The organism is Clostridium sp. AM22-11AC (genome assembly GCF_003473545.1).
Lineage (GTDB): Bacteria > Bacillota > Clostridia > Lachnospirales > Lachnospiraceae > Enterocloster.
The window spans coordinates 59,482-75,495 of record NZ_QUCM01000019.1 but is presented as its reverse complement, the minus strand read 5'-3'; the positions used below and the strand labels follow the sequence as shown (position 1 = coordinate 75,495).

12 protein-coding genes, 1 CRISPR repeat array and 1 riboswitch are annotated in these 16,014 nt (G+C 43.3%); of the genes, 1 reads left to right on the top strand and 11 read right to left on the bottom strand.

The genetic code is table 11. The features are described 5' to 3' along the window. Positions 1-59 precede the first annotated feature (59 nt). Positions 60-1,307: a Zn-dependent hydrolase gene (locus DW251_RS14060; RefSeq protein WP_118301527.1), complete on the bottom strand. Its 1,248-nt coding sequence runs from the start codon at positions 1,305-1,307 to the stop codon at positions 60-62. Positions 1,308-1,546: 239 nt separating this feature from the next. Here DW251_RS14060 and DW251_RS14055 point away from each other — a divergent pair, with 239 nt between their 5' ends. Next, the gene (locus DW251_RS14055) at positions 1,547-2,467 is read left to right on the top strand and encodes an AraC family transcriptional regulator (RefSeq protein WP_118301526.1); all 921 of its coding nucleotides are present in this window, start codon (positions 1,547-1,549) and stop codon (positions 2,465-2,467) included. Here DW251_RS14055 and DW251_RS14050 read toward each other — a convergent pair. From DW251_RS14050 to cas3, 10 genes are all read right to left on the bottom strand, one after another. Then, on the bottom strand, positions 2,434-3,636 hold the full coding sequence (locus tag DW251_RS14050) for a cation:proton antiporter (RefSeq protein WP_118301525.1): 1,203 nt from the start codon (positions 3,634-3,636) through the stop codon (positions 2,434-2,436). The two genes, DW251_RS14055 and DW251_RS14050, sit on opposite strands and share 34 nt — an antisense overlap. 111 nt (positions 3,637-3,747) lie before the next feature. Further along, a riboswitch (Fluoride riboswitch) is annotated at positions 3,748-3,824 on the bottom strand. A gap of 50 nt (positions 3,825-3,874) precedes the next feature. Continuing rightward, positions 3,875-5,275 carry a GGDEF domain-containing protein gene (locus DW251_RS14045; protein WP_118301524.1) on the bottom strand — a complete coding sequence of 467 codons (1,401 nt, stop codon included), beginning with the start codon at positions 5,273-5,275 and terminating at the stop codon, positions 3,875-3,877. Between the two features lie 539 nt (positions 5,276-5,814). Next, a CRISPR array of direct repeats spans positions 5,815-6,574; the repeat unit is 28 nt; unit sequence GGTTCACCCCCGCTCACGCGGGGAATAC. Positions 6,575-6,619: 45 nt separating this feature from the next. Beyond that, on the bottom strand, positions 6,620-7,519 hold the full coding sequence (gene cas2e, locus DW251_RS14040; protein WP_182433633.1) for a type I-E CRISPR-associated endoribonuclease Cas2e: 900 nt from the start codon (positions 7,517-7,519) through the stop codon (positions 6,620-6,622). Further along, entirely contained in the window at positions 7,516-8,460 is a 945-nt protein-coding gene (gene cas1e / locus DW251_RS14035) for a type I-E CRISPR-associated endonuclease Cas1e (protein ID WP_118301522.1), read from the bottom strand. Before cas1e ends, cas2e begins: the two co-directional genes overlap by 4 nt. 63 nt (positions 8,461-8,523) lie before the next feature. Next, positions 8,524-9,162 (bottom strand): type I-E CRISPR-associated protein Cas6/Cse3/CasE, encoded by a 639-nt coding sequence (cas6e, locus tag DW251_RS14030; RefSeq protein ID WP_118301521.1) that lies wholly within the window; start codon positions 9,160-9,162, stop codon positions 8,524-8,526. Positions 9,163-9,176: 14 nt separating this feature from the next. Further along, positions 9,177-9,884 (bottom strand): type I-E CRISPR-associated protein Cas5/CasD, encoded by a 708-nt coding sequence (gene cas5e / locus DW251_RS14025; protein ID WP_118301520.1) that lies wholly within the window; start codon positions 9,882-9,884, stop codon positions 9,177-9,179. Then, positions 9,881-10,948, bottom strand: coding sequence for a type I-E CRISPR-associated protein Cas7/Cse4/CasC (gene cas7e, locus DW251_RS14020; protein ID WP_118301519.1), 1,068 nt, complete (start codon positions 10,946-10,948; stop codon positions 9,881-9,883). The genes cas5e and cas7e overlap by 4 nt, the downstream gene beginning before the upstream one ends. Beyond that, on the bottom strand, positions 10,941-11,552 hold the full coding sequence (gene casB, locus DW251_RS14015; RefSeq protein WP_118301518.1) for a type I-E CRISPR-associated protein Cse2/CasB: 612 nt from the start codon (positions 11,550-11,552) through the stop codon (positions 10,941-10,943). The genes cas7e and casB overlap by 8 nt, the downstream gene beginning before the upstream one ends. Before the next feature lie 15 nt (positions 11,553-11,567). Next, positions 11,568-13,127, bottom strand: coding sequence for a type I-E CRISPR-associated protein Cse1/CasA (casA, locus tag DW251_RS14010; protein WP_118301517.1), 1,560 nt, complete (start codon positions 13,125-13,127; stop codon positions 11,568-11,570). After that, positions 13,124-15,820 carry a CRISPR-associated helicase Cas3' gene (gene cas3 / locus DW251_RS14005; RefSeq protein WP_118301516.1) on the bottom strand — a complete coding sequence of 899 codons (2,697 nt, stop codon included), beginning with the start codon at positions 15,818-15,820 and terminating at the stop codon, positions 13,124-13,126. The genes casA and cas3 overlap by 4 nt, the downstream gene beginning before the upstream one ends. Positions 15,821-16,014 lie beyond the last annotated feature (194 nt).

Here is a 16,014-nt window from a genome sequence, read left to right as displayed (position 1 = left end):
AATGTATGATTTTTAAATCATTTATTTTCTTGACATCACACCGCTGGACTTAATGAAAGTCAGTTGTTACGTGCCGCTGGCACTCCCACAACTGCCATGTCCATTACAACATCTAAGAATACGCCTGCGCCTGCCAGTACGTCTTCATCTTTGGTATATTCTTCCGGGTTGTGACTGATGCCCTTAACGCTTGGTACAAAGATCATAGCTGTCGGGCAGATCCTTGCGATCATCTGGGCATCCTGCCCTGCGCCGGAAGTGATGCGTCTTACACTTAAACCATGGGCTTTTGCTGCTTTTTCCACTTTTTCTACAATGCCTTCGTCAAATGGAACCGGATCAAATTCTGTCAGACGCTCGGTGGAGATCTTAACATCATCTTCTTTTGCCAGATCCTTTAAATACGCAGCCAGGATCTTCTCGTCATTATCCAGCTTTTCTTTGTCTGGGTTTCTTAAATCCACAGTAAATACAGCCTTTGAAGGGATAACATTGATGGCATTTGGCTTAAATTCAATACAGCCTACGGTAGCAACGCCCCCTGACTTCTCCACTAACTGTCTTAAGAATACATTTACCTTTGCTGCTGCCAGTCCTGCGTCATGTCTTAATGCAGTTGGTGTGGTTCCTGCATGGTTTGCAGCACCTTCGATCGTAACTCTCTGCCAGTGGATGCCCTGAAGGTTCTCTACTGCGCCGATGCGAATGCCCTCATGGTCAAGAATCGGTCCCTGTTCAATGTGCAGTTCCACAAATGCATATGGTTTAATAAATCCAGGCTCTACGGTTCCTTCATATCCGATGCGCTTTAATTCATCTCTTAAAACAGTTCCATCTGTTCCTACTGCATCCAGAGCGTCTTCTACATCCATACCGCCAGCATAAACTAAAGATCCCATCATATCTGGTGAATAGCGGACACCTTCCTCATTGGTAAAAGCAGCTGCAACAATAGGCCTTGCAGAAACCATTCCTGCATCCTTTAAAGTTTTGATCACTTCAATACTGGAGATCACACCCAGACATCCGTCATACTGTCCAGCATTGATGACCGTATCAATATGGGAACCGATCATAAGGGGCGCCTGATCTTTATTTTCAGGAGTCTCCCAGATACCGAAAATATTTCCGATCCGGTCTACTACTACCTCTAAGCCAGCTTCCTTCATCCATTTGGAAACCAGGTCCCTGCCCTGTTTTTCTGTATCAGAAGCAGCCAGTCGGGTTCTTCTTCCCTCTGCGTCCTTTCCAATTGCTCCCAGTTCGTTGATCCTTGCCAGTAATCTTTCTCCGTTTACAGATATCATAATATGACCTCCTCATTTTATCCGGCAGCGTTCTGTCCGGTCTGTACCCTCAGTATAGTCACATGGACCTTATGTTTCTATCACTAATAGAACGGATTATATCACATTTGTACCAGATTATCACTGTCCCCATTCCGAAAAACAGGGAAAAGTGATATACTTTGGACAATTCATATCAGAAAAGACTCTGAACATACTAAATATACAAACATACATATACAAAAGGAGAATGATACTTTATGAATGTTTCCTTTCCAAAATGCAATCAGGCCGGAACTGAATTTGTCATATCCACTACCGATGACCTGCAGGAAAAAGTCAATTACCTGTCAGAAGACTTTCCTGTTGCCATTTTCACACAGACCTATCACCATGCTGCCAGTGACTCCACACCTTTCCACTGGCACAATGAGCTGCAATTAAACTGGGTTTCAGAGGGAGAGCTGGAATACTGCATCAATGGTGACTCTCTCCGCCTGTCCGGAGATAAGATCCTTCTGGTAAAGGACCATCAGCTTCACAGTTCCCGCACCACCGAAAAAGATACCTGTTCCCTGTGTATCAACTTTTCTCCTGACATTTTCCATCCCATGATCTTAAAACACTATATCCGGCCTTTCCTGGAAAACGAAAATTTCACCAGTTCCATCCAGCTTTTAAATCCGGGCCAGATCAACATTTTAGAAAGTCTTTTAGATCAGACCAGCGAACCTTTGGGATATTTTTCCATTGTAAATTTTCTATCCCAGGTATTTGAGGAACTGATCCGCTCCTTTGATGAAAAACCGGACCAGAACGATAAAGAAGAAAAAGAATTGTTCCAGTCCATGTTAAGTTTCGTCCACAGCCATTATCAGGATCCTTTGACAGTCCGCCAGATCGCTGCCTACGGGATCATCAATAAGAATCGCTGTACCGACCTGTTCCGTAAATATACCCGGCTGTCCCCTATTAAATACCTGAACGAATACCGGCTTTATATGGCAAAAAATCTGATCCTAAACACGAAAAAACCTATATCTGAGATCAGTGCTGACGTAGGATACAATCAGATCAGCCATTTTATTGAACAGTTCCGGGGTGCCTATGGCCTTTCTCCCTTAAAATACAGGAACCAGTTTGCTGGTCAGTCTTCTGATCGTACCAGCAGTTTATCATAAGTCAGATCCATTCCTGCTGCTCCTAAAGGCGCTGTGATCAGGATTGCTAAAACCGCTACTGACAGAACGATCTGGCCACAGGGCAATCCCATTGCAAGAGGTACGGATCCGATCGCTGCCTGTACCGTTGCTTTTGGAAGATAGGCGATCACACAAAACAGCCGCTCTTTTTTGTTTAATTTCGTGCCCAGCATACAAAGGGATACTCCCACAGCCCGGAACATTAAGCCCACAAAGATCATCAGCACTGCTGCGATCCCTGCCTGCATGGTATAACGGATATCCACAGCTGCACCTACCAGTACAAAAAGGATCACCTCTGCTGCAATCCACAGTTTTCCAAATTTCTCTGAAAGACGTTTTGATACCTTGGGAATACATTTGATCCGGATCACTGCTGCCATACTTACAACTGCCAGCAGACCGGAAACAGATACCTTTCCCTTTAACCATGTTTCCACAGACATTAAGAAAAATGACATTCCCAGGATCAGAATTACTTTCATACTGTTGCGCACATAATGTTCTTTTGCATAAGCTGTTTCAAAGAACAAGCTGAGCCCGTATCCTGCCACTGCTCCCAGTGCTATGCCTAAAAGAATGGATACCGGAATATTGATAAAATCTGCAACATGTGCACTGCCGCCCTGAGCCATATTGGTGAATGTGGAAAACAGGACGATCACAAAAATATCATCACAGGATGCACCGGCCATGATCATCTGCGGAATTCTCTGGTCTGTTCCATATTTTGTCTCCATCAGCTGAACCATTCGCGGGATCACAACTGCCGGTGACACTGCGCCTAAAACAGCTCCCATTACAGCCGCTTCCACTCTTGAAATATGCAGGATAGCCGGGGCAAAAATAACAAAGGCCAGAATTTCAAAACTGGCAGGAACACAGGACATCATAAGAGCCGGTCTGCCTACTTTCTTTAGATCTGCCAAATTCAGGGACAATCCCGCTTTTAACAGTATGATGATCAATGCCATCTGCCGCAATTCCGAAGAGATCCCCAGGATCGACTCTGAAAGCCAGTTTAATACACAGGGCCCCAGTAAAATACCTGTGACCAACATGCCAATGATACGGGGTATCTTAAATTTCTGGCACAGCGCCGCCATGGCAAGACCCAGTAAAAATACAAATGATAGTGATGTTAACATTTTCATTTTCCTCCTTTAATAGCACGGATCCCCAAACCTGATCAATTCATATACTGTCAGCAGATCAACAGCCTCCATTGCAACAAAAAAAGCTGGTGACTCCGTGAATGTTTCATCACAGAAGTCATCAGCTTACATTTCTAAGCGGTTCAGGTTTCCCTTGGGAGAACTTCATTCCCGGCACTTATTATAAAACATAACCATCTGATTGTAAATATTTATTTTCAGATCGTCCGTTCTAATTTTCCATTCCATGATCTTTCATTTCATGATTTTCCATTGCATTTTCCAGGGAGCTGGCACCATTATAAAAAGCACAGCCGTTACGTCCGTTTTCCTTTACATGATAAAGGGCCTTATCTGCGTCTTTGAAAATGCTCTCACCCGGATTTTCCCTGTCAGAGAATGCCACACCTACGCTTAAGGTTACAGCCGGAACTTCTCCCTCTGTCTTTGCCAGTTCTTCCCCAACATACTTAAGCTTATCTTCAATGGTATACTTCAGGTCACTGGTCACATCTACCATGATCACGGCAAATTCATCACCGCCAATACGACAGACATAGTCGATGCTTCGGAATGCTTTTTTCAGGCTTCCGGTCACTTTCTGTAAAATAGCATCTCCCACTGCATGTCCATATATATCATTTACGGATTTAAAAATATCCACATCAATAAGGATCAAGGCAAAAAGCGCATCTCCTGTTTCATAAATATGAAGGAGTTTTTCATAGGAACCTCTGTTTAATGCCTCTGTAAGGGCATCATGCTCTGCCTGATGACAGATCAGCTTCTGGGTCTCCTGATTTTCCAGATAAACTCTGTTATAAGTATTTGCAAGGTTCTGCAGTTCAGCAGCGCCGATCGCAGGGAATATTTCCCCTTTTTTTATGCTTTCGTTATAGCTTACAAGCGGTCTGACAATAAGAAATCTTAACATCAGACAGATAAAGACCATGATCACCAGCATAAGAACAATGCCGATCTCCAGTTTCATGTACATATCAGAGAAAATGGTAGTTGCTCTTCCCTGGCGATTCCTCGTCTGGCTGATCAGTCCGTTCATACACCGTGATACATCTGAATTGATCCGTGTCCGCATGGTTTCATAATCATCATCACAGACCATGTTACCTGCCCGGATCAGTTTTCCGTCTCTTCCCAAATGGGCGTCTTCTTCACTTAACTGTACATTTTTTATGGCTTCCGGCCAGGTATCTTCCGGTACGGAAAGTGCCTCAGACACCAGACGCATGGCATAATATTCCGTGTTCATCAGTTCACTGGAATATTCCATTGCTTCCTCTAAGGAGTCAAATATCTCTGTTCCATCAAAATACTGCTTCAGGCTTTCCACTGCATTTTCCCTGCGATGGCTATTCGTTTCTGCAAAATACAGATCCATATACTTGCTTTCCCGGGTGATCGCATACAGGCGAACCTGCTCTGTCAGATAAGCAGAACCATTTTGCAGCTGTTTTGCCGCCTTTTCACAGGCAATATACTGTTCTGTAGTCATGCGAAGCGTTCTGAATTCTTTCTCACTCTTATAAGAAATGATCGCAAACATGATCGCCAGCACTACAGTTATCCCCATAGTCCATGCGCTTACTTTCCGTATCTTGATCTTTTTAGCCATAGCCGTACCCGCCTTTTTAATGTCTGATATACCTGTCTTTCAATTACTTTCTTCTGTCCGTTTTCTCCCATACATATCCCCTGGCAATTTTCATAGGATGCATAACAATGCCAAAAGAGCTGCCGGCCTTATTAAAGGCTTGGCAGCTCGCACATTCACGGCAGATTTTCTCGCCACTTCTCCTTAAAACACTAAATTGATTTTATCACAGCAGGCTGGGGGGAGTCAAGGCTGGATAGAGATACAACTTTGTAGACTTTGCTTTCTTTTGTTGATTTTAGCCCCGCGGATGCGGGGAATACTATATCTCTGGAATTTAATCAGGGAGCATCCCTGCGTACGCAAGGACTATAGATACGTTCTATTTTATCCATCCATACACTAACAATATTGAGTTGGTTTGTCAAGAGATTAATGCTGCTTTTACAAAGAGCATCTGCACATAAGAAATGCTTAAATTTTACAGACTGGGCAATTAGATGTTGCTTTGTTTATGCGGGGAAATACAACCACCAGTAACTTTTTCCGGCTGCTACCTGGGTTCATCCCCGCTCACGCGGGGAATACAGTCCCCTATGGGCATGTTCCCGGCTTATGCCAGGTTCACCCCCGCTCACGCGGGGAATACGACGGCGTGATTACGTCGATTGGGCTTAACTTGGGTTCACCCCCGCTCACGCGGGGAATACGAAGCATGTGCAAAAGAACTTGCCGCCCGCCTGGGTTCATCCCCGCTCACGCGGGGAATACTTGTCCCCGGTATTCTTAAATCTGCTGATATCAGGTTCATCCCCGCTCACGCGTGGAATACTCCTGCACGCTGTTGAAATTTCCCGATCTTGTAGGTTCACCCCCGCTCACGCGGGGAATACTCATCCTGAAATACTGTTCTTGCTTCGCTTACAGGTTCACCCCCGCTCACGCGGGGAATACCAGACACGGATCCAGAACCACCATTCAGATGGAGGTTCACCCCCGCTCACGCGGGGAATACACGGTAGAGGAAGTTTTCCAGAGTCATAAATCAGGTTCACCCCCGCTCACGCGGGGAATACGCCCATACCATCATTTTCTTCACCAGGCGGACCGGTTCACCCCCGCTCACGCGGGGAATACATGTGAAGGGTGAAGATAATGCCTGATCTGAAGGGTTCACCCCCGCTCACGCGGGGAATACCTGGAAATATAAAAACATTAGGAGGAGCAACCAGGTTCACCCCCGCTCACGCGGGGAATACCCTCCCCCATCTTCCGGATCGCAGACTGAGCCAGGTTCACCCCCGCTCACGCGGGGAATACACTAAAAAAAGCCTTATTTTATCTCACTTTTTCCAACACCCATTTTCACATTTCATTTAACTTCTGATATAACTGATATGTAAGATAACAGTCTGGTAACGCCCTATGTGCATTTGAAACTTCATATCCCAGATGCTTCATAAGTGCTTCCAACTGGTAACTTCCCACCCCCTTTATTTTTCTCCGCGACAATGCCAATGTATCTTTGGAAGCAGTTCCCAGTTGCATTTCTATTCCCAGTTTCCGACAGGCAATGCGGATGAAATTATAATCAAACATAACATTATGTCCTATAATAACTCTGTTTCCGGCAAATTCAAACAATTTATTAAGTACTTCGTCCAGTGGTCTCCCCTGACTTTGCAATTCCTGTTCTGTAATGCCTGTCAGTTTTTGTATCTCTATTGGAATTTCACCTTTTATCTGGATAAGCATAGAAAATTCTTCTGTGACAGTGCCTGCCTCTATTTTTAACGCACCGACTTCTATTATCTCATCCTTTTCCGGTGATGTTCCTGTTGTTTCTATATCGAGTACCACAAAACCTTCCTGAAACTTTTTCCTGGCACGGGCTTTGGCCATTCTGTCTGCCATGTATAGCCGCTCCGCCCGGCTTTTTGCTCCCGATATTCCCTTATCTTCTTTTTCCGACATCTTAGATGCCCTTGCAGACGGAAGCGGCCTTCTCATCAGCTTTATTCCATCAAGATCAACCGGCTCCCAGGTTGTATTATGCACACGAAAATCCATTTTCTGTTCTCCCGGTGCACTAAAAACCATGGTTGCCTGTCCTGACTTTATATTTTCACAAATACGCTGCCAGACTTCTTCCCTTACCCTGCTGCTCACATTTCCAACGAAAACCCCAGTGTTGATCTCACACAGCCATTTAGATATGTCCCCCCGGACTTTTGGCGGACAGTCAGACAGCATGATCACGATCATTCCCATTCCTCCTGTCCATAGGAACGTCCATTCCTGACTGTTCCTTCTTTATCGTCCCATAAATAAACAGCTTCTACTGCATCTTCCTTTTTTTCATCCTCTGCCAGAAACAGCCATCGAATGTCTTTCACCATACGTTCCAATATATGCTTTTCAGTCATCACATCTCTGACCTTCCTTCGGACGATCCCCGGAAGATCTTCCGGTTCTTCTGATGCCACCTGAAAAGCAACAGGGATAACTACCTCTGATTTATACAGATCCGCAATATCATATACAAAAGAACAGTCATGTCCCACATGGATAAAACCAAGTCCCGGTGACAGGCCAAGCGCAAAAATCACTGCATGGGCCAATCCGTACAGACATGCACAGCCTGCTGACAATGCCTGATTTACCGGATCTCCTGTTTCAAAATGCTCCGGATCATAATCTCTTCCGTTCCATTTTACATCATATTCCTTGGCATATTTACGATAAACAGATCTTACTCTGCTTCCTTCCCTTCCACGCAGCTGCTGAAGTGTCATTTTAGAAGAATTTTCCTCTGGAAAACGCAGCTGATACATCTTTCTTACGATCATAAGATGTTTTCTCTGGTTACTTACACACTCTGCCTGTCGGATCAGAAAAGCGGACCTGTGAGTAAGAGGACGTCCGCCTGCATAGTACCTGACACCATGTTCTCCGATCCAGACCACGCTGACACCGGCATCTCCGATCAGCTCCATTGCACGATGGCTCACTGTTGTCCCCGGGCCTAAAAGCAGTACTGAAATAGATGCTGCAGGAACATGGATGATACCCTGATCATCCGTAACTGTGATCGCACTGTCCTGACGGTTTAATTTACAATGTTCAAAATACAGAAACGTCATTCTGTCTCTGATCTGAGGCAGTGCCTGTAACTCAGGACGGATCATTCCCGGCATTTCACTCATATGTTTCTCCTTATTTGGCAGTTTACTGCAAAAGAAAACTCAAAAAGCACCCCATCCGCAGACTTATATATGAACAATGGTAAGCAATCCCATTCCATAAGCTTTTCCACGCCCGATACCGGCTACCAAAAGCTCTTTGAATTTTTCTTCATCATAAACCTTCAAAATTCCCTCATATGTCACGCCTTTAATACTGACCTTGTTCTTTCCCTGTTCCTTTCCTTTTCTGAAAATGTGCCAGTCTCTCTCAACGATCTGAAAATTTTCCGGCAGAAGTTCAAAGCCATGTTTTTGTGCTCTGTCAAGAAGCCATTCTTCCTGGTACTTAAGAGAACAATGAGCTTTTACTTTTCCCCGTTCTCCAGGCGTGCTTGCCACACTTCTTGTAGGATTTGCCACCAGTTTAAAATGCCACCAGGTGTCATTTTTTACCCGTTCCAGAAGTGGTGTGTAATCTTTCGTCTGATAGGCATTCTCGTCATCAGGGAAACCATACCTGCGCACTCCAATGCTAAGATCCGGCCTGTCCGGGCTTAATATCAACAGATACAGCCTGTCTCCCAGATATTCAAGTCTCCATAAATTTCTCTTTCTTTCTCCCAAAAATCCACTTTCAACAAGTCCATGGATCTTTTCCTGTGAGCCTAAAAGGCGTATGGTATCCATATTTTTTGTATTTAATTCCATTCTGGTCAAATACATATATTTTTATCACCTCACAATTCTCCCATGGCATCATGTTCTCTTACAATATCCGGATTTTTGCCTGCAGTCATTTTGTCTGAAATTACCCTATCTGATACGTTCCATTCCGTCCGTTTCATCCTTCTGTAACCATACCTTCTCTGATACGGATCAAAAGACTCTGCCTTATCTTTTACCATGCCGCCTGTAGGATCATCTGGCGCACATTCAATAAACATGGGAAGTTTTAAAGGCATTTTTTCCTTTTTCCATTCAGGTCCCTGCCATGGTTCCTCTTCTAATGCTGTTTCTAATGGCAGATCCCGTATTCCTAAAACCATACCAGCTTCCGGCGGACAGGATCTTCTTCCCAGAAAAAGGGGAAATGCCGGATGTTTCAGGGCATATTCCAATTTCTGTAAAAATCCTTTATCCTCGCACTCTAATCCAACCAAAAATATAGCATCTGACAGATAATATCTGGTGGTTATATAGGAATTTTTCTCACTATGGGCTGTATGAAAATCCTTTAAAAGTCTTCCTTCCTGATCCGTCCTGACTCCCAGTCTCAGCTGGTTTAAACTGCTGATGTCTTCGTTTCTTTGAATTCCCAAAGCTGCTGCCAACAGTCCTGTCACTCCACTTTTTGAAGGTGCATTTTCCGTCCGGCGAACTTCAAATTTTGAATCAATCCCCCATGACTGGACAGGTCCTGCCAAGCGAAGTAACAATGTACTCATTCTTCTCCTCCATCATCTAACTGTGCCTGGATCTCTGTCTTTACGCTTTCCAACAGCTGTTTTAAAGACATAACCTCTGCGGCTCCTTCCAGCTGATCACCAATGCCAAATGCCTTTTCCGGTTCATCTGCATAATTATCATATACTTTCTTCGCATATGCAGTCATAGCTTCCACAGACTTATCTACATAGCCGCAGTTGCTTAAGATCGGACGCTCAAATGCCCCACAAAGATTTAACGGCTGGTCCTTTCTTACTGTAATGTATACTGCATCCGGCAATGTACGGTTTGCAAAGGTATTCTGTTTTCCTGTAGGCATAGAGCAGATAAATGCCTTTATAAATCCTTCTACAACCTCTGCCGTATCTTTTCCAAGATGGCGGTACAGTTCCATTACATTTACCGTTGCATAGCGATACATGGTAAATGAGTTAAATTCCACGGTTCCAAGATGACCTGCACCTGCATTGTCTTCCTGTGAGCAGTCATCTACTGCCGTAAAATAATCATATTCGTTGTGGATCGTATGGGTAGAAATACTGTGTGCAACCTGTGCTGCCGCATCATAATTTAAAGAAGGATCACTTGCCACCATTCTTCCAAACAACGCCATGTCATAGGAAGGCTCTTTCTGCATTGCTTCCTTGTATGCCTTTTTATCTGTATTTCCGGATACCACCAGCTGGGCCAGCGCCTTAGCCTGTCCTTTGCTCATAAAGAGAAGGGCATCACTTTCTCCCTTTTTATCATTGATCTTGATGCCGGCATTTTTAAGGGCCTCTGTTGCCTTCTTTTCTACATCAGCTTCATCCGAAGCCTGTAAACGGATCTCCTTCGCTACCATTTCAATCACTTTTTTGGTTCTGCTTCCTATGTTCTGCTCATGGAACAACTGGGAAAAATACTCTCTCATAGCCTTTTTCCATGCCTGTGAAGAAACTCTGGCTCTCGTAGTACCTCCATATACTGCTGTTTTAGGACTTCCTGTATCATCTCTGTTTATACAGCTTGGCGGAACTGTCTGTACCACATGCAGATCCACATATAATCTTTTTTCATCCATTTTCCTTTTCCTCCTCATTTTCTGCTTTTACATTACAGTATCTGTAAAAATCTCGTCCCCATTTTAACCGGATCTCCGGAATTTTTTCAAAATCCTGATACAGATAAAAATCCACTGCTAACTGCACATAATCCAGACGGATCTCCTTCTGCCTGAATAACTGCACCATTCCCTTCATATGCCATGCTAATTCCGTCAGATCGGATGATACAGCTGCTGCATTAAACCTTCTGCGTACTGCTTTTAATGACTCCGGATCTTGTGCTGCCATTTCTCCTGTTGCTCTGCCAAAGCCAATTCCCCTTTGGTGGGCATTTTCATCTTTAAGAGAACGACTTTGCTGATGGATCGCATACAATGTAAATGCCGTATACAATGCCAACTCTGCCCGCCCAGGTGTATTTCCTCTGCCTATTAATTCCTCTGGCAGATCTTCAAATAAAATCCCCCAAAGTTCCGGATCTGCGCCTGGTACTTTTCCAACACCTTTACGCATTTTAGCCAGATATGCCTTGGTTCCGCTCTCATCTGGGTTTTCTCTTAATACACGAAGCTTCTTTTCCACAAATCCTTTCATCTGTTCAATCGGATTGCTATTTTCCATCCTCTTCACCTCCTATCAGTGATAAATTTTATGTAGTTTTCCAAGAAACCAGTTATAAGCTTCCGGTGAAGCATAGTACACATCATCTTTCATTCTGCCCGCAAAGGCAGCTTCTCCTGCATTTGAAACCATTTCTTCTCCCAGTTCTTTTCCAACCATTTGAATGATCTCATCTAATTTTTTACAAGTTTTTGATATATCATCTGTTTCTGGTAAAATTTCCATAAGCCATCGTCTAAAAGGCTGGTCGATCCGGTCATAGAACAATTCCTTTGCATAGACAATATCTGCATCTCTGCCTTCTGCCTTGGCAAGATTTCCTTCCAGCATCCCAATAGCCCCAGCTACCTCTTCACATTTATTGATCTCGTCTAAGATCCTGCTCTGCCATGGACGACTCATCTGTAAAAGCAGTTCACCCTGAAAAGCCAGTGAATCACTGAATGTATCATTCACAAAAAAATCTTTATCTCCATATTGTACAGAAGCAATCCTAAAACGGATCGGTCTTATTTTCCATTGCATTTCCGTTGCTATGGTATCATACCAGCTGACAACTCCCGGCTTTCGCACATTGGATCCCGATTCTACAAATATGCTTCCAAAATCCCGCCACATTTGTCTGGAAGGATCATGTCTGCGTGGTGTGAAAAATTTTCGATCCTTTTCTTTCACTTCTCTCCACACAGTCATCTGCTCTGCATATGCCAGGTTTTTGTCAAAGAAATCTCCTCCCAGCAGGTAATATCCAACCACCTTATTATGATCTCGTTTTAACAGAAGCCGCCTTGACTGCAAAGTAAGAAGTTCTGCCAAATTATCAGGAACTGCAATTTCCTGTCTTTCTTTTTTAGATGGTTCCCGCTCCCATATCGGCTTGTCCTCTCCCTCCCAAAGACTTCTTCCGTCTTTTAAAAGGGTAAGATTTAACATGAGCGTCTGAAAAAGGTTATCTCCAACTGCAGCGATCAATCCCAGCTTTCCAGGCCATCCTACTCCCGGTGAAGGAAGACCTTTTCCTTTTGGCTTTGCAGAAGTATCATCATAGGCATTTACATATAAAAGCCATCTGGCTGCTGCTGCATATTCCATTTCCTGCTTTTTGATCCCATTACACAATGGAAAAAGACGTACCTTGTTTCCACTTTCAGAAAGCTCCCCATTTAATTTTGCAACCGTATACTCGGTTCCCACAGCTGCTTCCGGTATCTGCCAGAATGGATATTGATCATGGAATAACCAGAAACGTTCATGATATTTCTCCAGATATGTACGGATCACATCTTCTTTAAAATATCCTTTTTCCCATAAGGCTCTCCATCTTTTTCTGGCTTGTGTGGGCGTATCGATCACATTGTCCTGCCCATCTTCATCCATTTTTGAAAATATGGTGTGCAATACTGCCAGAAGCAAACGCAAAACAGCCATATCCTGTTCTGGTGTATCCCCGCATAAATCCCTGTACTCATGCGCATGTATCATTGCCTCCGGAAGAGAAACCATTTCTTCTGAACAGTCATCTTTTAATACTCGTATCCACGCTTCTTCTAATAAATTAAACTCCGGCGTTTTCATTTTTCCTTGTCCTCCTTTCTGCTGGATAATCCTGTTTTCCTGTCGTAATGTAAATGATGTTTGTTTAATTCTGCACATAAGTTTTCGTCCAATAAAAGTACCAGCTCTTCACGAAGTTTCGGAGCATATTGCCACTGGGCAAAATACTGATCTGTGTCATCTCTCAATTTTTTCAATACCGGTTTATAATTATATTCATTTGAAAATATAGATGACAGCCGTAACTTTTGTTTTAATATTTCTTTCGTTTCTTCTTCCGATGGAATATTATCCGCCGAAATACGCTTTCCTCCATACTGCCATGGCAGAAAACAGATATCATCTCCCTTTTTCCGCAAAACAAGTACTTCAATGGACGGGGATCCTGCACGCACGGATGCCAGTGCTGAGGCATCTGTTAATTCCGGATCACCTTCAGACATCCATGTTGCAATACTGTCAAATTCCGGATTTGTTTCATCTTCGCATGCGGGTTCACCTACTAATGATCTTTCTGCTTCCTTCTTCAATTTTTTTAAATTCGTGTCATATCTATGCCATAATTCATTTTTCTCACACTCTTCCGGCTCTGCATACACTTTCTGAACATAAACAGGAATATCATCTGGAAGACAAAACTGTTCTGGAAGTTTATCCAAAGTCCGTTGAAGCAGCCATTCATCATAAACAGCCCTTGTTTCTGTCAAAACATAGCATTTAGCCAGCTGCAGACAGAATGTTCTTATTCTTCCCCCATGACGATGTTCGCGTCCTATTCTCTGAAGCAACAAGTCCATAGGACAAAGATCTGTGATCATTACATCAAAATCAATATCAAGGGACTGTTCCAACACCTGTGTTCCAACTATGATCAGTTTATTTCGCTGTTCAGAGGTAGAATTTTTTCCTGCACGTTTTAAAATTTCTCTTTCAATCTCTGCACGATCCGATATAATAAACTGTGAATGCATCTGGATCATTTCACATTCAGGAAAACATTCAACAATCTTTTGTGCAAAATCCTGTGCTCTTGCAACTGTATTTAAAATGATACCGGCACAGCCTCCATCCTTCAAAGAATTTTTCAGGATCTCCATGCATTCCTCATCTTTAATACGAATGACCTGAACAATCTCTTTCTTACCATCTAAACGCATCTGCTTCTGGCAGACCTGCTTCCCATCTGTCCATGTAAAAAGCGGATATCCTGTTGCATTACACCAGTCTGCACTTGCATTCATGTTCCTCTTATTCAAATAAGCCTGTATTAAATTAAATCTATATTTTTGAGGTAATGTAGCTGACAAAACGATCACTGGTACATGGTACGCTCCCAACCAGTTTAAAATCCGCTCCAAAAATGTCATCATGTACGAATCGTATGAATGTACCTCGTCGATAATGACCACTTTCCCCGCCAATCCCAGATGCCGTAACATTACGTGTCTCTGATTTAATGCGGCCATCAGGAGCTGGTCAATAGTTCCAATCACAAAATCAACTAACAGTGCCACTTTCCTGCCTTCAAACCAGCTGTGAACCACCAGATTGTTTTCTTCATCTTCACCTACTGACAAAGCTGAACCTTTTATCAACTGCTGGTAATCTTCATTTAACGCAACCGCTCCGTGTGCCAGACGTATGCCAAGTTTTACATTTTCTGACTGCTGTTCTGCCCATTTCATCAGTCTTGGAAAAAGTCCGTTTGCCGTAGCCTGTGTAGGAAGCCCGAAGAAAATTCCACCGCTTCCTGCTTTTTGCCCTAGAATTTCCGCCATTGCCAAAGCTGCTTCTGTCTTTCCAACTCCCATCTGGGCTTCCAGAATAAAAATTCCCGGTTCTATGGTGTTTTGCGCTATTTCCATTGCTGTATGCTGCACTTCTCTTGGCAAAAATCCGAACCTCTCTTCAAAAAGTGCATCATCCATTCCCCAATCATTTTCCCCTGGGATCCAGAATTCCGGGAAATTCAGTCTTTCAATCGCATTGTTCACTCTTTTGGGATAGTCTGTATCCTTTCCCAGACAGTCAGTCTTTATCAGCGGAAAATAATATGTATTAGAAGCGATCCAGTCCGCCATGATCAAAAGCCCCGTAAGGATCACCTGCGCTTCCATACTGATATCCGGAAGTTCTTCTACACTGGAAAATCCACTTTTTTCAAGTGCTGTATCCAGCCATTCTTTCCATATAGCTTCCCACTTGCCTCTTTGTTGTCCAAAAAATACATCTTTACCATAGTTTTCTATTTTTTCTTCTATCTCATCCGAACACTCATCGGGTGTCTTACCATGATGGGAACCAACAATTACCGAAATTCCGATTGGTACCCCATACTTTCTCAAAATGCCTTCTCCACACAAAGAATGAGATATCCTATTAGTCAATTTTTTCGGGTCAATAAGTTTTATTCCTTCCTGGATGATTGCCTCACGGATTATTTTCACTCCCTCAGAGATGTTTGATTGAAATACATACGTCATTTTAGCCGTATCATGGCAATATGCAAGAAACAGGCATACCTTCAATCCCATCTCTTCCCCCATGTCTTTACAGATCACTTTTATAGCGGCTGGCGGAACCCAGTTATGATAAAGGTATTCCATAACGCCAGCCGTATCATAAGAATGCATCCATAACGGAAGCCAAAGTTCATTATCTGTACGGTCTGTCTTTGCGATCATATGATTCAGAATTTTCGTTCTTTCTTTCACTCCTTTTTCCCCCCTGTCTCTCTTACTATCTGACTCCAATATACCTCTCTTCCACTCAAAAGTCAACGCTCACTTTATTTCAATAATATTTAATCAGTTTTATTTTTTGTTTCATAAAAAACAGCAACGCCATACCAATGATCTCTCACCGATACAGCGTCGCTGCTAATATCATCTCACCTTTATCTCATATT